This is a genomic window from Pseudomonas sp. FP818 (assembly GCF_030687335.1).
In the GTDB taxonomy this organism is placed as follows: Bacteria; Pseudomonadota; Gammaproteobacteria; order Pseudomonadales; family Pseudomonadaceae; genus Aquipseudomonas; species Aquipseudomonas shahriarae.
Genome location: NZ_CP117427.1, coordinates 1,383,083 through 1,401,758 on the forward strand (window position 1 = coordinate 1,383,083; position 18,676 = coordinate 1,401,758).

Consider the following 18,676-nt stretch of genomic DNA (forward strand, 5'->3'; position numbering starts at 1 on the left):
CAAGGCAGCGCTGAAAGCCTCGATTCTATTACGTTCGGCGCCCTTGACGGTGTCGTCCCATAATTATTCAGAAGGTGGTTATCAACCACCGCTCGTGTCCTGATTGAGGTGTTACTGCCATGGTTCGTCGTACCAAAGAGGAAGCTCAGGAAACGCGCAGCCAGATTCTTGAAGCTGCCGAGCAAGCCTTTTATGAGCGTGGCGTTGCCCGTACTACGCTGGCGGATATCGCGGCGCGGGCGGGCGTGACGCGAGGCGCGATCTATTGGCACTTCAGCAACAAGTCGGACCTGCTGCAGGCGCTGCTGGACACGCTGCACGAGCCCCTGGACGAATTGGCCAGGGCCAGTGAAAGCGAGGATGAGGTAGATCCGCTGGGCTGCATGCGCAAGCTGCTGATCCATCTTTTTCATCAGGTGGCCCTGGACCCGAAAACCCGGCGCATTAATGAGATCTTGTTCCATAAGTGCGAATTTACCGATGAAATGTGTGACATGCGCCGTCAGCGCCAGACCCACAGCCTTGAGTGCAACCTGCGCATTGGCCTGACACTGCGCAATGCAGTCCACCGCGGGCAACTTCCGGAAAACCTCGACACCGCTCGCGGGGCAGTGTGCATTCATGCCTACATCAACGGGCTTATTGGCCAGTGGCTACTGGTGCCAGACAGCTTTGAGCTGTATCAGCAGGCCGAGCGTCTGGTGGATATCGGGCTGGACATGCTGCGCTTGAGTCCCAGCCTGCACAATTGATACAAAATGCGTAATTGCGTTCGTTGGTGTCAACAGTAAAGCCTAAGGATGATCAATCGTCCTTCCGACTTATTTGTGGGGTGACGTTATATACGCGCTGGCCCCAGGTTGAAAGGTAGCCGGCTAAGTATTTTGTAGCGATATTGTTTCATTGCTGTGAAGGATTGTTACCGAACCTGTGGGAGCGGGCGCGGTGTTTTCAAGATCCAATAAAAAGCCCCGGCTCTTGCGAGCCGGGGCTTTTGCATTGTTGCGGGTCAGAGCGCCAGGGTCGGGTAGTCGATATAGCCGACCGGGCCTGGGCTGTAGAAGGTTTGCGGGTTCGCTTCGTTTAATGATGCATCGGCCTTGAGACGGGCCGGCAGGTCCGGGTTGGCGATAAACGGCACGCCAAACGCCACCGCATCGGCCTTGCCCGAGGCCAGCCAGGCATTGGCGCTGTCCTTGGTGAAGCGTTCGTTGGCAATGTACGGACCGCCGAACGCGGCTTTCAATTGCGAGCCCAGGCTGTCGCCGGCTTCTTTCTCGCGGGCGCAGATAAAGGCGATGCCACGCTTGCCCAGTTCACGGGCGACGTAGGTGAAGGTTTCTGCCAGGTTGGCATCGCCCATGTCATGCAGGTCGGCCCGTGGCGACAGATGCATCCCCACGCGGCCGGCGCCCCAGACTTCGATCACCGCGTCAGTCACTTCCAGCAACAGTCGCGCGCGGTTTTCCAGGGAACCGCCGTATTCGTCGGTGCGCTGGTTGGTGCTGCTTTGCAGGAACTGGTCGAGCAGGTAGCCATTGGCGCCGTGCACTTCCACCCCGTCAAAACCGGCAGCCTTGGCGTTCTCGGCACCCACGCGATAGGCATCGACGATATCGGCGATTTCTGCGGTTTCCAGGGCTCGTGGGGTTGGGTAGTCGGCCAGCGGGCGCACCAGGCTGACGTGGCCGGCGGGCTGGATGGCGCTCGGGGCTACTGGGCTCTCGCCGTTCAGGTACGACGGGTGGGAGATCCGCCCCACGTGCCACAGTTGCAGGAAGATCTTGCCGCCGGCGCCGTGCACGGCCTTGGTGATGTTGGTCCAGCCGCGCACCTGGTCGTTGGACCAGATGCCTGGGGTGTTCGGGTAGCCCACGCCCATCGGCGTCACCGAAGTGGCTTCGCTGAGGATCAGGCCGGCAGACGCCCGCTGCACGTAGTATTCAGCCATCAGCGCATTGGGCACGCGACCGGCGTCGGCACGGCAGCGGGTCAGCGGTGCCATGATGATGCGGTTCGACAGCTGCACATCACCCAGTTTGATCGGATCGAAAATAGTCGTCATCGCAAATACTCGTCTGTTCTAAGTGATTAATGGGTAGCAGGGGCCAGGTCAGCATCGGCGCTCTGGCGGAAGGTGATCAGCGTGACCACCAGCGCCAGGATCGCCAGGGCCGCAGCCGCCAGCGGCACGCTGGTCAGGCCGAAACCGTGGGCAATCACACTGCCGCCGACCCAGGCGCCCAGGGCGTTGCCGATATTGAAAGCGCCGATATTGAGGGTCGACACCAGGTTGGGCGCGGCCTTGCCGAAGGTCACCACGTTGATCTGCAGTGCCGGTACGGCGGCAAACGACGCGGTGGCCCAGAGGAACAGGGTGATTTCGGTGGGGATGATGGCGACGCTGGTCCAGGTCAATGCGGTGGATACCACGGCCATGCTGATAAACACGCCGATCAGGGTCGCCGCCAGGCGTTTGTCCGCCAGTTTGCCGCCGATGATATTGCCCACGGTCAGGCCCAGGCCGATCAGCAGCAGGGTCCAGGTCACGCCTTTGGGCGAGACGCCGGTGACATCACCGAGCAGCGGCGCGACGTAGGTGAAGAGGGTGAACATCGACGCGGCAAACAGCGCGGTCATGCTCAGCGACAACCAGATCCCGGCACCCTTGAGGGCCGCCAGTTCGGCGCGCATATCGAGTTTCTCTTCATCACGCTTGGCCGGCAGGAAGCGGATCAGGCCGATCAGCGCGATCACACCAATCACCGTCACCGCCCAGAAGGTCGAGCGCCAGCCGGCTTCCTGGCCCAGCGCGGTGCCCAGGGGCACGCCGAGCACGTTGGCCAGGGTCAGGCCGGTGAACATCAGGGCCACGGCTGATGCGCGTTTGTTGGCTGGCACCAGGTTGGCGGCCACCACCGAGCCGATCCCAAAGAAGGCACCGTGGCACAACGCGGTGACTACCCGGGCAAACATCAACACGTTGTAGTCACTGGCCAGGGCGCAGAGCAGATTGCCGACGATGAAAATGCCCATCAACGCTACCAGGGCAGCCTTGCGCGGCAGTTTGGCGGTGGCCAGTGCCATGAAGGGTGCACCAATGGCCACGCCCAGGGCGTAGCCAGTCACCAGCCAGCCGGCGCCAGGAATCGACACACCAAGGTCGGCCGCCACATCGGGCAGCAGGCCCATGATGACGAATTCGGTGGTGCCGATGGCGAAGGCGCTTAAGGCCAGTATGAGGAGCGAGAGAGGCATGCGGGATCCTTTACAGCGGTGGGCTGAGTTCTTCGGTGATGGCTTGGATAAACGCTTGGATGACGTCTTCATTGCGGCGGAAAAAGTGCCACTGCCCGGCTTTCTGGCTACTGATCAGGCCTGCCCGTTGCAGGGTTGCCAGGTGCGCCGACACGGTGGACTGCGACAGGCCGCAGCGTTGGTCGATCTGCCCGGCGCAGATGCCGTACTCGTGGTTGTGGACTTGTTCGGGGAACTGCACTTTCGGGTCTTTCAGCCAGTTGAGAATGTCTCGCCGTACTGGGTGTGCCAGGGCTTTTATTATTTCGTCGAGGTCAATGGACATGGCAGGGCTCGGTGTGGGTAAAACGTTATATCGCGATGAGGCGAACTTTAAATCGCTATATCCCGATATACCAATACGATTTTGATCTTGTTACTTAATAAATCGGTATATCGGGTTATAACGATACGTTGGCAGCAGTGCTAAACTGCGCGCCATGAATTATCTCGCACATCTGCACCTCGGCGGCCAACTTCCTGCACAACTGCTGGGCAGCCTCTATGGCGATTTCGTCAAAGGCCGCCTGCAGGGCCAGTACAGCCCGCAAATCGAGGCGGCGATCCAGCTGCATCGCTCCATCGACCGTTTCACCGACAGCCACCCATTGGTCGGGCAGGCGTTGTCACGGTTTACCCTGACTCGGCGTCGTTATGCGGGGATCGTCCTCGACGTGTTCTTCGACCATTGCCTGGCGCGGGATTGGGCGTTGTATGCCGATCAGCCACTGGATCGCTTTACCTCCCAGGTGTACCAGGTGCTGGCGGCCGAACCGCAATTGCCGGGGCGCCTGGCGCAGATTGCACCGTCTATGGCGACGGATGACTGGCTGGGCTCCTACCGCGAGTTTGCGGTGATGGAGCATGTGCTGCGGGGGATTTCCCGGCGTCTGAGCCAACCCCGGGAACTGGACCAGGCGATGCAGGAGTTGCGGGTGCTGTATGAGCCGTTGAGCGAGGATTTCCGGGTGTTCTATCCCCAATTGCAGGCGTTCTCGAATAGCCACTTGGTAATACAAACCTGAATGTGGGAGCAAGCCCCCACATTGGGTACTGCGTTTGCTTCAGGCCGCATACGCCGGCCGAACCGGCACTGGCTGGTTTTGTGGCACCGGCCCGAACAAGGCCTTCTGCACCGCCTGCTGCGCCTGATACGCCAGCGCCGCACGTTCCTGGCCGGCGCAGACAATGGGCTTGAGCAGATGAATCTCAACGTCGCCCTGATCATTGGCAAACAAACGCATCAGGTGCGAGAGCAAATCATCGTCACCAATAAACGGTGCGAGCGGATCAATCTGTCCATCGCGCAAATAACGGATCGCCACCGGTTGCAGCGCCACCTCGGCATCAATCGCGCTGGCCAGTAGCCGGCCATGGAAGGTGCGCAGGCTGCGGCCATCGGTGGTGGTGCCTTCGGGGAACATCAGCAGCGGGTGTTTTTGCTCGAGATGACGAGTCATCTGTTTGCGAATCAACTGACTGTCCCCCGAGCCACGGCGGATAAACAGGCTGCCGGCCTTCGCGGCCAGCCAACCGGCCACTGGCCAGGTGCGCACTTCGGCCTTGGACAGGAATGACAGCGGCGCCACCATCCCCAGCAGCGGGATGTCGGTCCAGGACACATGGTTGCTGACCCACAGCATCGGCTGTTGCGGCAGCTCACCGTGCACCGTCACGCGAAAGGGCAGGGCATTGCTCAGGCGCGCCATGAAAAACCGCGACCAGCGCTGGCGCCGCACCATGGAGTTGGCGATTCCCAGGCGCTCGAACACACCAAACACGCCGGCCATGCTCAAGCCCAGGGCCACCACCAGCAGCACGCGGGCGATCCGCCCGTAGACCCGCAGGCGGCCCATCACATGGCCGCCTTGAAGTGGCGGGCATACCGCGGGCACAACTCGTCGCGTTTGAGCAGGATGAACACGTCGGCCACCTGGAAGTCCTCGTCCCAGCACGGCTCGCCGCAGATCTTCGCGCCCAGGCGCATGTAGGCCTTGAGCAGCGGCGGCATTTCGGCGATGACGTTGGACGGCAAGTCCAGGCTCGGCAGAGGCTTTTTCGGTTCGGCGCGCAGGTGTTCGTTGCACAGATAGCGTTCGCGCAGGCGCTGCATGATCGCGTGGGCCTGGATGCCGCCGTCGTGCATCGGGATGCTCGCGCAGCCCATCAGGTAGCTGTAGCCGCCCTGGTTGAGCACCTCGGCCAACTCGCCCCACAGCACCGCGATGGTGCCGCCGTTACGGTAGGCCGGGTCGACACAGGTACGGCCGATCTCCAGGATCGGCCCCTGCAAGTGCAGGAGGCCGTGGAGGCTGAACTCTTCTTCGCTGTAGAACCGGCCCAGGGTGCTGGCCGCCTGGTGATCCAGCAGGCGGGTGGTGGCCACCAGGCGCCCGGTGTTCAAGTCCCGTACGCCAATGTGGCTGCAGTGAACATCATAGTCATCCATGTCCAGGCCCAGCTCCGCGCCTTTCAGCTTGGCATTGAACTCGCCGCTGAAAACGCTGAAACGCAGGGCCTGGGCTTCCTGCAACGCCTGGGCGCCGATCAGGCGTTCGGCTTGCAGGCGGCGTTCATTGCCGGTGTCACTGATGCGGGCGATCTGAGTCATGGCGAGTCTCCAGGTGCCGGCCAGGGTTGCGGCCAGTCGACTTTGTTGTGCAAAGTCAGGCTATGTACCCCCGGTGTCATCTCCATGAATCTACGGTGACGCTTAGATGACAGCCCCCAAGGAGCCTTTCATGCCCTGGCACGCGTTGCTCGACCGACCTGCCCGACTGCCCGTCCACGCCAACCTGGCCGAGGGCTACAGCGTTTTATTGCAACGCCTGGGGCCGCTCACACCCTTTGAGTTGGCAACCCAGGGCGCCCGCCTGATGGCCACGCCCGGCCTGGCGTTCCTGGTGGGTTATCAAGCAGCATTGCGCGCGTTATGGCCCAGCGCGCCCCACAGCCTGGGCGCCCTGTGTGCGACCGAACAGCGCAGCCTGCGCCCGCTGGACATGCAAACGCGCCTGGACGACCTGCGCCTGAGCGGACGCAAGGATTTCGTCACCGCCGGCGATGCCGCCGACTGGCTGTTGATCGCCGCCCGCTGCGAGGCCCCCGGCGAAAAGCCGCGCCTGACCCTGGCCGTGGTGCTGGCCGGCGAGCCCGGCGTGCGTGTGGAGCCCTTGCCGGCGATCCCCTTGATGCCCGATATCAGCCATGGTCGCGTCCACCTCGACCACGCCGCCTGCGAGCGCTTGCCGGGGGATGGCTGGGACGATTACGTCAAACCCTTCCGCACCCTGGAGGACACCTATGTACTCAGCGCGATGACCGCCTGGCTGCATGGCATCGGCCAGGAATGCGACTGGCCCCAGGCCCTGCGTTTGCAGTTGTTGGCATTGCTGGCCGGCTGTGCCGAGGTTGTTCGCCAACCCAGCGCGTCGGCGGCGGGGCATGTGTTGTTGGGGGGATTGTTTGTGCAGTTCGAGGGGCTGAAGGCGCAGGTCAATCAGGCGATGGGGGCGGGACCGTGGGCCGCGATGTGGCAGCGCGACCAAGCCGTGCTGGACCTCGCCGCCAGCGCCCGGGCCAAACGTCTGGAAAAAGCCCTGAACCCAGCCCCTCGCTGACTGTGGGATGAGCTTGTGTGGGAGCGGGCTTGCCCGCGATAGCAGGGGGGGGCAGGCAATACAGGCGGTGACTGATATACCGCCATCGGGGCATAGGTATCTACACACTCTCTTCTGGGTATGTGTACATATCCGTTTTTGCGGTAACGGCGGCTATTGGTTCCGCTCTTACATGAACTGCCCCCCGAATGTTGGACACCTGACCCCTCGGGAGGGTGTTCCATGACGAAATACAACCTAGCGCTCAAGCAATCACTGATTGAAGAGTGTCTGTCTGCCAGTAGCGTTCATGAGGTGGCCCTCAGGCATGGCTTGAGTCCATCGCTACTGCGGCGCTGGATCAAGGGTTTTGAAAAGCACGGTTCCTCTGGCTTGATTGCTAAGTACAGCCATTACGATGCCCAGTTTAAATTGAAGGTTTTGCAGTGCATCGAACAAGACGGACTGTCGGCCCAACAGGCCTGTATACAGTTTGATATCCGTGGCCCAAGCAGTATCAGGCAGTGGCAAAAGCTGTACGATGAGGGCGGCGTAGAAGCGCTACAACCGCATCGTCTTCAAGAGTCCAGCATGCCCCGCAAACCTTCCAGACAACCCAAAGCAAGTCCTGCTCTTCCTGCGGACGCAGAGCTGACCCCTGAACAAATGCTCGCAGAACTGGCCTATCTGCGCGCGGAGAATGCCTATTTAAAAAAGCTCGATGCCTTAATCCAAGCGGATCCCCGTACTGCGCAGCCAAAAAAACGCAGGCCGTCCAAGGATTGAGGCATGAGCATCCACTTGCTCTGTTGCTACGTGCAGCGGGACTTGCACGCAGCACCTTCTATTACTAAAGCAAAACACTGCTAACCGACAAGCATGCCGACCTTAAAGATCGCATCCGCAGCGTCTTTCACGGGAATAAGGGGCGTTACGGCTACCGCCGTATCACTGCGACCCTTGGAAACAGTGGTGAGTTGATCAATCACAAAAAGGTGCATCGGCTGATGCAGATAATGGGCCTCAAGTCGCTGGTCAAAGTGAAGAAATATCGCTCTTACCGAGGTGCTGAAGGGCTTGTTGCGCCTGATCTACTAAAGCGCGAATTTAAGGCAGAAGCCCCTAACCAGAAATGGGTAACCGACGTGACGGAGTTCAAGGTGAAGGGGCAAAAGCTGTTTCTCTCGCCTCTCATGGATTTGTACAACGGCGAGATCCTGGCCTACCAGATCAACCGACGTCCCGAATTCAGGATGGTCTCGATGATGCTGGAAAAAGCCTTCGGGCGACTGAGTCGAGATGAAAAACCAATACTGCACTCTGACCAGGGTTGGCAGTACAGGCAGCCTACCTACCGACATATGCTGGCCGAAAAGAGCATCGAGCAGAGCATGTCGCGCAAGGGTAATTGCTTGGACAATGCCGCCATGGAAAGCTTTTTCGGCACACTCAAGAGCGAGTTTTTCTATCTGGAATCATTTGAGAGTGTGGAGCAGCTGGCATCAGGCATAGAGGATTACATTGCCTACTACAACCAAGACCGCATAAGCCTCAGACTGAATGGCTTGAGTCCGGTACAATTTCGTATCCAGACGCTGAATCAATAGCGTCCCTGTCCAACATTCGGGGGGCAGTTCAACAGCGGGTCACTTTTGGAAAAGAGCCCTCCGTGTCAGGCTACCTGTCGCGCTTGTTGATTGACTCAATTATTCAAGAGGGCGAAGGTGTGTAGCAATGTCCAAGCGTTATGACGACGAATTCAAAGACTGGGCCGTTCTGCAAATGATGCCGCCCCTCAATCGCTCAGTGGCAGACCTTGCCGTTGCGCTCAACCTCACGCCACAGTCACTGCGTAACTGGAGACAAATGGCTAGAGATAAAGGTTTGATCGTGCCGGGAAACGGCAAAACCAGTGATCAATGGTCCAGCGCCGATAAATTCAATGCTGTCATGGAAACCGCTCCGTTGAGCGAGGTGGAAATCTCCCAATACTGCCGAATCAAGGGCGTTTATCCGGAGCAAATCCAGCAGTGGCGCGAAGCCTGTCAAAACGCCAATACCCTGGCTGACCTGAAGCCCAGCGCAGAGAAAACTGCCGAACAACGACGAATCAAAGAGCTGGAACGTCAGTTGATCCAATCCGATGCTGGACGTGCTGAGGCGGAGGCTTTGCTGGAACTCAGAAAAAAAGCCAATGCGATCTGGGGCAAGGACAAGGAAGACTGATCAGCGCCTCTGATCGTACGCAAGCCATGCAGTTGATTGCCGAGGCGGTGCTCGGTGGGGCTCGTCGATATCGGGCGTGCAACGAGCTGGGACTGAGCCTGCGCACGGTTCAACGTTGGCGATACGCCGCCTGCGACAAGCGCCTGCTGGCTCAGCGGGCAGCGCCGTCAAACAAACTCAGCGAAGCGGAGCGCCAAGCGGTGCTTGATGCGGCCAGTCAGGCTGGCTACGCCAGCCTCACACCGCACCAAATCGTTCCTAAGCTGGCGGATGAGGGTATCTATCTGGCTTCGGAGTCGACGTTTTATCGCGTGTTAAAAGCGGCTAATCAAAACGTGCGCCGTGGTCGTGCCAAAGCTCCGAAACGCAGGGCGCTGACAACGCATTGTGCTGACGGCCCCAATCAAGTGTGGTGCTGGGATATCACCTGGTTACCCAGCACCGTCAAGGGCCGTTTTTTCTACTGGTACATGGTCAAGGACATCTACAGCCGTAAATTGGTCGCCAATGAGGTGCATGAGGTGGAGTGCGCTGAGCATGCGTGCGAACTGCTCGAAAAGGGCTGCTTACGCGAACACACGGCCGTCGTCCATTGGTGCTGCACTCGGATAATGGTCACGTTATGAGAGGCTCTTTGCTGCGTGAAAGCATGGTTTCGCTAGGCGTAGAGCCGTCATTTAGCCGACCGCGCGTGAGCAACGACAATGCATACGCCGAAGAACTTTTTCGTACCGCAAAGTACTGCCCACTCTGGCCGGACCAGCCGTTTGATACCCTCACAGAAGCAAGACTTTGGGTACAAAAATTTATCGAGTGGTACAACGAAGATCATCGTCACAGCGCCTTGAAATACGTGACGCCGAACGAGCGCCACGAAGGCAAGGCGACAGCTCTATTACAAGCCCGAGTGGCGCTATATGAAGATGCCAGAGAAGCTAATCCGAGCCGCTGGAGTACCAGGACACGCAACTGGAAGTTGGCAGATGCGGTGTATTTGAACCCAGAACGCCCTGAAGTTAAGGGCGCAATGGGTTAGCCGCAGCAGTACTAAGGCGACAGGTACCTTGACACGTACCGAGAGCCCCAAAAGTAACCAAAAGGGCTCCTGCCCCACCACTCGGCACCTCGCCTAGGCTCGGTGTGCCCGTCATCCGACATTGATTTGGGGGGCCGCCGCGATGGGCCATCCATGGCCCAGCGCGGCTAAACCGGCGTCCTGCCGGTTTACCCCCCAAATCAATATCGGATGACGGCCAGCGTGGTTTAACGGGGCGCCTCAGATCAAAAGCAAAGCGAGGCGGCCTGACAGCCGACCTGATCGTCGAGGCGTACGCGGATTCCTGTGGGAGCTGGCTTGCCTGCGATGGCGGTGTATCAGTCGATAAATGTATTGGCTGAGACACCGTCATCGCAGGCAAGCCAGCTCCCACAGGGGGGAAGGCAGCTTCGCGCTCTGGCATTGCTGTTGCTCTGCTTTTGATCTGGCTTTTGATCTCAGGCGCCCCGTTAAACCACGCTGGCCGCAGGCAGGTATTGCGCAGTGGGCACCCCGGCATGGATGCCGGGGTAGCCGCGACACGGCCATGGATGGCCGATCGCGGCGGGCCCACGGAGCAATGCCTGACTGCGGGCATGCCGAGCCTAGGCGAGGCACCGAGTGGTGGGCATGTACGGGACAACCACATAGGTTACAAAAAAGTGCATTCACATAGGTGACACTTTGATTGAAACATACCCGTTCTTTGCGTCTCTAGCATCGACACGGCCTAGGATCACAGGCCCGAAGATCACCTCCCAGACATCATCTCGAATTAGCTCCATTCCAATGGTCTGATGCTTGAGCAGATTGCCTATGTAGATCCTAAGACCTGCTCGATTGATGATTCCATTACTATCAGCCAGGTAACACTCCACGTGGCTCGCATACCCCATTTCAGGCAGCTTTTCCGGGTAAGCGCGGGGTGAGGGCAAATAACATGAGGCTGGTGTTTTCTGGCCAAGCGCCTCGTGCCCTCGCTCATGATTATAGTGCTGCATAAAGCGATCAAAGTGTTTCTGCTGAGCTTCCCAAGCAATCGCCGCTGGTTGGGGCAAAGTGCTTTTCAGGGTTCGGTGCATCCTTTCATGGCGCCCATTCTGATCTGGGCGGCCGGGCTCAATTCGCTCAGGGATAATCCCCAACCGCAGCCACCAGATCGACAGCTGTGATAACCCTGCACGGCCCGTGCTGGCAAACGGTATGCCGTTGTCGGTCCGAATACGTTCAGGCAAGCCATACTCGCGAAAAACACGCTCGAAGGTTTGTTGGGTTTCTTTGAAGTTGGTATTGCGCATGCCCTGGCAGGCCAGTAGAAAGCGGCTGGCATGGTCCATGATCGTCAGCGGATAACACCACACTCCGGCCCCTGTCAGAAACTGCCCCTTGTAGTCAGCGCTAAAGAGCTGATTTGGGGTCTCTGCCTTGCACAGGGGCTTTGGATAGACAGCCACGCGCTGACGCAACGCGAGGTGCAATCAGATCAGCGGCCTTGAGGATGTTGTAAATGGTTGTTTTCGAGGGTGGATCCTGCCCGGGAAAACGCTGGCGCAAGTCGTTCTGAATCTTCTTCGGCCCGGGAATAGTCTCCCCGATAGAACGAAGCTCGATAATTGCTTGCCTGATAGCAAGAGGCACAACATAGGTTTGATTGTGCCGGCACCGGCTACGTTCTTCGAGCCCTCTGGGTCCTTCAGCCTCGTACCGTTCGACCCATTTGTAGCCAGTCTTTCGACTGACCTGGTAGTCGCGGCACAGCTGGCTAAAGGTATCTCTTTCAGCCAAATAGGCGGCGATGAACATCACTTTGAGGTCCATAGGTTTCAGCTCTTCCCAGGGCATGGTCAGATCCTCACAAAATCGACCCTGCCAGTTAATAACTGTTACCTATGTGCGTGAACTGATTTGTAACCCATGTGGGTGAGTCATACCGGCAAGAGCGTTTTGCTTACTTTGGCGCTTCTCCAAAGTGAGCCGCTGTAAGAGCGGAACCAATAGCCGCCGTAACCGCAAAAACGGATATGTACACCACCCCAAGAACCACGAAAGAGTTGTGTAGATACCTACGGTCATCGCGGGCAAGCCCGTTCCCACAGGCGCTATGTGGTGGTTCCCAGGCCTGTCGCCAAACCGTCATTTATCTGCATTAGGCTCGCGGGCTTGAATGCCCCCGAGTGCTTGTCCATGGTCAAAGGCCTGCTGTCCGTCGCCTTGCTGCTGTTCACCGCTACCGCACATGCCCAGACCTGGCCGACGAAGGATTGGTCCCAGGGCCCGCAGTTGGCCGGTCCCGCCGTCAAGGCGCTGGAGGACTATGCGTTCCCGGCGCGCAATGACATCACCCGCGAAGGCATCCGCACCGACGCGCTGCTGGTGATCCGCGATGGCGCAGTCATTTATGAGCGCTATGCAGCACCGACCACCGCCACCACCCCGCACCTGACCTGGTCCATCAGCAAAAGCCTGATGGCCACCGTGCTGGGCGTGGCGTACGGCGAAAACCGCTTCAAACTGAGCGACCCGGCCGCACGCTTTTATCCGCCGATGAAGCAGCACCCGACCATTACCCTGGGGCACCTGCTCAATTGGGCCTCGGGCCTGGACTGGCAGGAAGATTACGAATACGCGCCGCTGAAATCCTCGGTGGTGGCCATGCTCTACACCCGTGGCCGCGCTGATATGGCGGAGTTTGCCGCTGATACCAGCCCCTTCGCCGAACCTGGCCAGGCATTCCGCTACTCCAGCGGTGACAGCAATCTATTGTCTGCTGCCCTCAAGGGCATGCTTGGCCATAAGGCTTATGTCGATTACCCGTGGACCGCGCTGTTCACGCCCTTGGGCATTCGCAGTGCCAGCTGGGAAAGCGACGCCAATGAAACCTTTGTCGCCTCATCCTATGCCTATATGACTGCCCGCGATCTGGCACGGATTGGCTTGTTGATGGCGCGGGACGGGCGTTGGGGTGAGCGGCAATTGCTGCCCAAGGCCTGGGTCGATTTCAATCGCCAGCCCCTGGCGCAGTACATCGCGGGCCAGGACGAGGCGGTACCCGGCGGCCACTGGTGGCTCAACCGCCACGTGCAGGGCGCTGCCCGGCCCTGGCCGGATGCGCCCGGCGATACCTTCGCCGCCCTGGGGCACTGGGGCCAGGCGTTGTATGTGTTGCCCGAGGCACAGTTGGTGATCGTGCGCTACGGCGATGACCGCGACGGCAGCTATCGCCACAACGAACTGCTCAAACGCGTGCTCGCGGCGGTGCAACCATGATCCGTCGTCGCCCGTTTATCAGCCTGTTTCTCCTGCTGTTGCTCGCCTTGCTGGGGTGGATCTGGCACGAGCGCGTCAACCTGCAAGCCTTCCCCGACATCATCGCGGCGTATACGGCCAAGGAGTATTGCTCGTGTCGGTATGTGGCGGGCAATCCTGCTGACTATTGCCTGGGGTATGTGAAGCAATACGTTCCCACCAGCGCCTTTGCCGATCATCCGCAAACGCGCCTGGTCACCGCCAGCGGCCTGGGCCGCAGCCACAGCGCCCAATGGCTGGGTGAACGCCAGGGTTGCCGCCTGCTGCCCTGAGGTTCCACAGGGTGGAACCACCTTTGATTGTCCTCGCACGCCCATCGCGGTTATCTGTGGCGGTGCCACAAAAAAGAACGGGAACACCCGCCTGCGAGGAGAGTCACCATGCGCCCACACCAGCACATCCTGGATTGGCTGAGCGATGTCGCCAGCGACCTGCACGCCGTGCGCCAGGACATCCACGCCCACCCTGAACTGGGGTTTGAAGAAAACCGCACCTCGGCCCTGGTCGCCCAATCCCTGAAGGACTGGGGCTTCGAGGTCCATACCGGCATCGGCCACACCGGCGTGGTCGGCGTGCTGCGCAATGGCAGCAGCCCACGCACCCTGGGGATCCGGGCCGATATGGATGCCTTGCCGATTATCGAAAACACCGGCGTCGCCTACAGCAGCCAGCACGCCGGCTGCATGCATGCCTGCGGTCACGACGGTCACACCGCCATGCTGCTGGGCGCCGCGCGCTACCTGGCGGCGACGCGTCAGTTCGACGGTACCCTCAACCTGATTTTCCAGCCGGCCGAAGAAGGCCAGGGCGGCGCCGAAGCGATGCTCGCCGATGGCTTGCTGGAGCGCTTCCCCTGCGACGCGCTGTTCGGCATGCACAATATGCCCGGCCTGCCCGCCGGCCACCTGGGCTTGCGGACCGGGCCGATGATGGCTTCCCAGGACCTGCTCACCGTGACCCTCGAAGGCGTCGGCGGCCACGGTTCCATGCCGCACCTGACCGTGGACCCGCTGGTGGCCGCCGCCAGTACGGTGATGGCTTTGCAGACGGTGGTCGCGCGCAATATCAATGCCCAGGAAGCTGCGGTAGTCACGGTCGGCGCCCTGCAAGCGGGGCAGGCCGCCAACGTGATTCCTCAGCAGGCCATCCTGCGCCTGAGCCTGCGTGCCCTCAATGCGCCGGTACGCGAGCAGATGCTGGAGCGGGTCAAGGCAATCATCCAGACCCAGGCCGCCAGCTTTGGCTGTACCGCACAGATCGAACACCGCCCGGCCTACCCGGTGCTGGTCAACCATGTCGACGAAACCGAGTTCGCCCGCCAGGTCGGCATTGCCTTGCTCGGTGAAGCGGCGGTCGACGCCAATACGCCCAAGTTGATGGGCAGTGAAGACTTCGCCTGGATGCTCCAACGCTGCCCCGGCAGCTACCTGTTTATCGGCAACGGCGTGTCGCGGCCGATGGTCCACAACCCGGCCTATGACTTCAACGACGAGATCCTGCTGACCGGCGCCGCCTATTGGGGCGCCCTGGCCGAGAGCTGGCTCAAGCCGGCCTGACCACCTGCCTTTTTCCTGCCGCTGGACCTTTCCTCAACAGGTTGAATGGAGTGTTCTCATGCAGACTTCAATAAAAGGTGTGTCCCGCACCCGGCAAGTGGTAGCGGCGGTGGTCGGCAACGCGCTGGAGTGGTACGACTTCATCGTCTATGGCTTTCTGGCCAGCATCATCGCCCGGCAGTTCTTCCCCTCGGACGATGAGTACGCATCGCTGCTGATGGCCCTGGCCACCTTCGGCGTGGGCTTCTTTATGCGCCCGGTGGGCGGCATCCTGCTCGGCATGTACGCCGACCGCAAAGGCCGCAAGGCCGCCATGCAGTTGATTATCCGCTTGATGACCGTGTCCATCGCACTGATCGTGTTTGCGCCCAACTACGCCGCCATCGGCATGGGCGCACCGCTGCTGATCGTAGTGGCGCGGATGCTCCAGGGCTTTGCTACCGGCGGCGAATATGCCAGCGCCACGGCGTTCCTGGTGGAAAGCGCACCGGCTCATCGCAAAGGCCTTTACGGCTCCTGGCAATTGGTCGGGCAGTGCCTGGCGGTGTTTGGCGGCGCGGCGATGGTGGCATTGGTCACTCACTTCTTTTCCCCGCAGACCCTCGACCTGTGGGGCTGGCGCCTGCCGTTTGTATTCGGCTTGCTGATTGGCCCGGTGGGCTTGTGGATTCGTCGGCACATGGAAGACCCCGAGGAGTTTATCGAAGCGCGCAAACAGGCCACTGGCCCGGCCCCGAGCCTGATGACAGTGCTGCGTGAGCATCGGCGCAGCATCCTGGTGAGCATGGGCCTGGCCTGCGGTGCGACGGTGTCGTTCTACGTGGTGCTGGTGAATATGCCGACCTTCGCCCACAAGAACCTCGGCCTGCCCCTGGACCAGGTATTGATGGTGCAGATGTTTGCCGTGGCGCTGATGACCGTGGTCATCCCCTTGTCCGGCATGCTGTCGGATCGCCTGGGCCGGCGCCCGGTGTTGATGGGCTTTACCCTGGCGTTCTTTGTGATGGTCTACCCGCTGTATGTGTGGGTCGCGGCGGCGCCGTCCATCGAGCGTTTATTGGTGATGCAAGTGATGCTGTGCACTGCCATCGGCGGCTTCTTCGGCCCGGCGCCGACCGCCCTGGCCGAGCAGTTTCCCATCGAGGTGCGTTCCACCGGTGTGTCGGTGGCCTATAACGTGGCGGTGATGGTGTTCGGCGGTTTTGCCCCGCTGATCGTCACCTGGTTGAGCAAAGAGTTGGGCACACCGGTGGCCCCGGCGTTTTATGTGCTGTTCGCTTGCGTCCTGACGCTGCTGGGCACTTACTGCATGCATGAAGCGCCGAGGGCTGCAGCGCCGGCGCGCTTTGCCAAGGGGGTGAAACCTTGAACATCGTTGAACTGGATGCGCTCGAGCTGTCCCGGGCGATCCATGCACGGCAGGTGTCCTGCCACGAAGTGATGCAGGCCTATCTGGCGCAGATCGCGCGCTTCAACCCCTCGGTCAATGCCCTGGTGTCGTTGCGCGACGAAGCCGATGTGCTGGCCGAAGCCCGTGCCTGTGACCTTGAGCTGGACCAGGGCCGCTCCCGTGGCTGGATGCACGGCATGCCCCAGGCCATCAAGGATCTGGCGGCGACCCAGGGCCTGCGCACCACCCTGGGCTCGCCCCTGTTCGCCGAGCAGATTCCCAGTGAAGACGCGATCGTCGTGGCGCGGGTGCGTGCCAGTGGCGCGATTATCATCGGCAAGAGCAACGTGCCGGAGTTCGGCCTGGGTTCGCAGACCTACAACAGCGTATTCGGCACCACCGGCAATGCCTATGACCCGACCTTGGTCGCGGGCGGCAGCAGCGGCGGGGCGGCGGTGGCCCTGGCGCTGCGCATGCTACCGGTGGCCGATGGCAGCGACATGATGGGTTCGCTGCGCAACCCGGCGGCGTTCAACAACGTGTTCGGCCTGCGTCCTTCCCAGGGCCGCGTACCCCATGGCCCGGCGCCGGAGGTGTTTGTCCAGCAACTGGCCACCGAAGGCCCGATGGGGCGCAGTGTGGCTGACGTGGCGCGGCTGTTGAGCGTCCAGGCCGGTTATGACCCGCGGGTGCCGTTGTCGCTCAAAGACGATCCCGGCGTGTTCGGCACATCGTTGGCCCGTGATTTCAACGGCGCACGCCTGGGTTGGCTGGGGGACTACAACGGCTATCTGCCGATGGACGACGGCGTGCTGGGCCTGTGTGAGTCAGCCCTCGGCGATTTCGGCGCGCTGGGGTGCGAGGTAGAAAGCTGCCAGCCGGACTTTTCCATGGCGCGCCTGTGGCAAACCTGGCTGGTCCATCGCCATTGGCTGGTGCAGGGCACGCTGGGGGCGGCCTATGCCGCCCCCCATAAACGTGCGCTGCTCAAGCCTGAAGCGCAGTGGGAAGTCGAGGGCGGCCTGGGCCTGAACGCGGCGGATGTGTATCAGGCGTCGCTGGCGCGCAGCGACTGGTATCGCGCCTTGGCCAGGTTGTTCGAACGTTACGATTTTCTGCTGCTGCCCAGCGCACAAGTGTTCCCTTTCGATGCACAACAGCCCTGGCCACGCGTCGTCGGGGGGCAAACCATGGACACTTATCATCGCTGGATGGAGGTGGTGATCGGCCCCACATTGGCCGGCCTGCCGAGCATGAGTGTGCCGGTGGGCTTCAACCACCGTGGCTTGCCCATGGGCTTGCAGATCATTGGCCCGGCCCAGGCGGATCGCGCCGTGCTGCAACTGGCGTATGCCCATGAACAACTGACACGCTGGGTGCAGCGTCGCCCTCCGCAATGCTTGCGGGCGAACGCCTGAGCTGGCAGCGGCCTGTATCTTGCTGTGAAATTCGATCATCCATCAGCAACCGGGAGATCAGCCATGGGCAGCAACGCCGACACAGGTACTGTGCGCTCAGTGGAGCGGGCACTGGCCATCATCGAGTTGCTCGGTGAGCACCAGGCCCTGGGGCTTGAGGAGCTGCATTACCTGACGCGCCTGCCCAAGGCCACGGTGTCGCGCATGCTGCTGACCTTGCAGGAGCAGGGCTGGATCTATCGCGGCCTGAGCGACCGGCGTTATCGCATCAGTGCCCAGCGTTTGTTTGGCGATACCCAGCAACGGTTCAAGCGCCGCCTGGTGGAGTGCGCGGCGCCCTGGCTGCTGGAACTCAGCGAACGCACCGGGCTGGTGGCGGATTTGTCGAACTTTGACGGCGAACGCCTGGAAGTCATGGAGAGCGCGATCCCCACGGTGCTGCGCAAGCTGTACCCGAACAACTGCCAGATCGTCGGCCAGCATGCCAGTTTGTTCCACTCGGCCATGGGCAAGGCGTGCCTGGCCGAGTTGGCTTCTGATGAAGTAGAGCGCCTGGCCAGCCGCGAACATGTGCCGGCCGACGACCAGTACCGCGCCTGTGAGCAATCCCAGCACCAGGGGTTTGGCCAGCGTACCGAGGGGTACTGGGAGTACCCGGTGCGCTTGCCGTTCCTGATCCGCGCGGTGGCCCTGCCGGTGCGGGCCAATGGCCGGTTGGTGGGGAGCATGGCGTTGCACTGGCCGATGCACCAGGCGCCGGTGGAGCGGGTGTTGAGTTTGCATCTGGCCAGCCTGGAGGCGACTGTGCGCGGGGTGCAGCATGCGTTGGGCTGAGGGGGATATACATT

The 18,676-nt window shown here is 60.8% G+C and carries 14 protein-coding genes and 3 pseudogenes; 11 read left to right on the plus strand and 6 right to left on the minus strand.

Going from position 1 to position 18,676, the window contains the following annotated elements:
* The first annotated feature begins 119 nt into the window (after positions 1–119).
* Positions 120–752 (plus strand): TetR family transcriptional regulator, encoded by a 633-nt coding sequence (locus tag PSH80_RS06150; RefSeq protein WP_057439796.1) that lies wholly within the window; start codon positions 120–122, stop codon positions 750–752.
* Positions 753–1,009: 257 nt separating this feature from the next.
* Here the strand turns inward: PSH80_RS06150 and PSH80_RS06155 are convergent, their stop codons facing one another.
* The 3 genes from PSH80_RS06155 to PSH80_RS06165 are packed head-to-tail and all read right to left on the minus strand — an operon-like array spanning position 1,010 to position 3,583.
* Positions 1,010–2,065 (minus strand): alkene reductase, encoded by a 1,056-nt coding sequence (locus tag PSH80_RS06155; RefSeq protein ID WP_198800264.1) that lies wholly within the window; start codon positions 2,063–2,065, stop codon positions 1,010–1,012.
* 26 nt (positions 2,066–2,091) lie between these two features.
* Positions 2,092–3,258: an MFS transporter gene (locus PSH80_RS06160; protein WP_057958749.1), complete on the minus strand. Its 1,167-nt coding sequence runs from the start codon at positions 3,256–3,258 to the stop codon at positions 2,092–2,094.
* A 10-nt stretch (positions 3,259–3,268) separates the two neighbouring features.
* Entirely contained in the window at positions 3,269–3,583 is a 315-nt protein-coding gene (locus tag PSH80_RS06165) for a helix-turn-helix transcriptional regulator (protein WP_029297039.1), read from the minus strand.
* A 154-nt stretch (positions 3,584–3,737) separates the two neighbouring features.
* Between PSH80_RS06165 and PSH80_RS06170 the strand changes: the two genes are divergently transcribed.
* The gene (locus PSH80_RS06170; protein WP_057958750.1) at positions 3,738–4,322 is read left to right on the plus strand and encodes an ACP phosphodiesterase; all 585 of its coding nucleotides are present in this window, start codon (positions 3,738–3,740) and stop codon (positions 4,320–4,322) included.
* A 39-nt stretch (positions 4,323–4,361) separates the two neighbouring features.
* On the opposite strand, the gene PSH80_RS06175 is transcribed toward PSH80_RS06170, so the two are convergent.
* Complete coding sequence (locus PSH80_RS06175) at positions 4,362–5,153, minus strand: lysophospholipid acyltransferase family protein (RefSeq protein WP_057958751.1); 792 nt, start codon at positions 5,151–5,153, stop codon at positions 4,362–4,364.
* The gene (olsB, locus tag PSH80_RS06180; protein ID WP_057439788.1) at positions 5,153–5,908 is read right to left on the minus strand and encodes an L-ornithine N(alpha)-acyltransferase; all 756 of its coding nucleotides are present in this window, start codon (positions 5,906–5,908) and stop codon (positions 5,153–5,155) included. Before olsB ends, PSH80_RS06175 begins: the two co-directional genes overlap by 1 nt.
* A 130-nt stretch (positions 5,909–6,038) precedes the next feature.
* Between olsB and PSH80_RS06185 the strand changes: the two genes are divergently transcribed.
* The 3 genes and pseudogenes from PSH80_RS06185 (at position 6,039) to PSH80_RS06195 (ending at position 10,158) form a co-directional block, all read left to right on the plus strand.
* Complete coding sequence (locus PSH80_RS06185; protein WP_186626211.1) at positions 6,039–6,917, plus strand: acyl-CoA dehydrogenase family protein; 879 nt, start codon at positions 6,039–6,041, stop codon at positions 6,915–6,917.
* Positions 6,918–7,139: 222 nt separating this feature from the next.
* Positions 7,140–8,503: pseudogene (locus PSH80_RS06190) on the plus strand (IS3 family transposase).
* A 127-nt stretch (positions 8,504–8,630) separates the two neighbouring features.
* A pseudogene (locus PSH80_RS06195) lies at positions 8,631–10,158 on the plus strand (IS3 family transposase).
* A gap of 668 nt (positions 10,159–10,826) precedes the next feature.
* On the opposite strand, the pseudogene PSH80_RS27285 reads toward PSH80_RS06195, so the two are convergent.
* A pseudogene (locus tag PSH80_RS27285) lies at positions 10,827–12,000 on the minus strand (integrase core domain-containing protein).
* Positions 12,001–12,342: 342 nt separating this feature from the next.
* Between PSH80_RS27285 and PSH80_RS06210 the strand changes: the two are divergent.
* The 6 genes from PSH80_RS06210 (at position 12,343) to PSH80_RS06235 (ending at position 18,662) form a co-directional block, all read left to right on the plus strand.
* Positions 12,343–13,425 (plus strand): serine hydrolase, encoded by a 1,083-nt coding sequence (locus PSH80_RS06210; protein WP_305419562.1) that lies wholly within the window; start codon positions 12,343–12,345, stop codon positions 13,423–13,425.
* Positions 13,422–13,736: a hypothetical protein gene (locus PSH80_RS06215; RefSeq protein WP_057439782.1), complete on the plus strand. Its 315-nt coding sequence runs from the start codon at positions 13,422–13,424 to the stop codon at positions 13,734–13,736. The genes PSH80_RS06210 and PSH80_RS06215 overlap by 4 nt, the downstream gene beginning before the upstream one ends.
* A gap of 108 nt (positions 13,737–13,844) precedes the next feature.
* Entirely contained in the window at positions 13,845–15,020 is a 1,176-nt protein-coding gene (locus tag PSH80_RS06220; protein WP_057958754.1) for a M20 aminoacylase family protein, read from the plus strand.
* 58 nt (positions 15,021–15,078) lie between these two features.
* Positions 15,079–16,389, plus strand: a complete 1,311-nt coding sequence (locus PSH80_RS06225; RefSeq protein ID WP_128593592.1) for a citrate-proton symporter — start codon at positions 15,079–15,081, stop codon at positions 16,387–16,389.
* The gene (locus PSH80_RS06230; protein ID WP_120732001.1) at positions 16,386–17,828 is read left to right on the plus strand and encodes an amidase; all 1,443 of its coding nucleotides are present in this window, start codon (positions 16,386–16,388) and stop codon (positions 17,826–17,828) included. The genes PSH80_RS06225 and PSH80_RS06230 overlap by 4 nt, the downstream gene beginning before the upstream one ends.
* A 63-nt stretch (positions 17,829–17,891) precedes the next feature.
* Positions 17,892–18,662, plus strand: coding sequence for an IclR family transcriptional regulator (locus PSH80_RS06235; RefSeq protein WP_057439776.1), 771 nt, complete (start codon positions 17,892–17,894; stop codon positions 18,660–18,662).
* The last annotated feature ends 14 nt before the right edge of the window (positions 18,663–18,676 follow it).

Excerpts from the sequence above, each read along its gene's own strand:
- olsB (WP_057439788.1), bottom strand. The coding sequence starts at position 5,908 with ATGACTCAGATCGCCCGCATCAGTGACACCGGCAATGAACGCCGCCTG.
- PSH80_RS06210 (WP_305419562.1), top strand. The coding sequence starts at position 12,343 with ATGGTCAAAGGCCTGCTGTCCGTCGCCTTGCTGCTGTTCACCGCTACC.
- PSH80_RS06235 (WP_057439776.1), top strand. The coding sequence starts at position 17,892 with ATGGGCAGCAACGCCGACACAGGTACTGTGCGCTCAGTGGAGCGGGCA.
- PSH80_RS06220 (WP_057958754.1), top strand. The coding sequence starts at position 13,845 with ATGCGCCCACACCAGCACATCCTGGATTGGCTGAGCGATGTCGCCAGC.
- PSH80_RS06170 (WP_057958750.1), top strand. The coding sequence starts at position 3,738 with ATGAATTATCTCGCACATCTGCACCTCGGCGGCCAACTTCCTGCACAA.
- PSH80_RS06150 (WP_057439796.1), top strand. The coding sequence starts at position 120 with ATGGTTCGTCGTACCAAAGAGGAAGCTCAGGAAACGCGCAGCCAGATT.
- PSH80_RS06165 (WP_029297039.1), bottom strand. The coding sequence starts at position 3,583 with ATGTCCATTGACCTCGACGAAATAATAAAAGCCCTGGCACACCCAGTA.
- PSH80_RS06160 (WP_057958749.1), bottom strand. The coding sequence starts at position 3,258 with ATGCCTCTCTCGCTCCTCATACTGGCCTTAAGCGCCTTCGCCATCGGC.
- PSH80_RS06185 (WP_186626211.1), top strand. The coding sequence starts at position 6,039 with ATGCCCTGGCACGCGTTGCTCGACCGACCTGCCCGACTGCCCGTCCAC.
- PSH80_RS06175 (WP_057958751.1), bottom strand. The coding sequence starts at position 5,153 with ATGGGCCGCCTGCGGGTCTACGGGCGGATCGCCCGCGTGCTGCTGGTG.
- PSH80_RS06225 (WP_128593592.1), top strand. The coding sequence starts at position 15,079 with ATGCAGACTTCAATAAAAGGTGTGTCCCGCACCCGGCAAGTGGTAGCG.
- PSH80_RS06155 (WP_198800264.1), bottom strand. The coding sequence starts at position 2,065 with ATGACGACTATTTTCGATCCGATCAAACTGGGTGATGTGCAGCTGTCG.
- PSH80_RS06215 (WP_057439782.1), top strand. The coding sequence starts at position 13,422 with ATGATCCGTCGTCGCCCGTTTATCAGCCTGTTTCTCCTGCTGTTGCTC.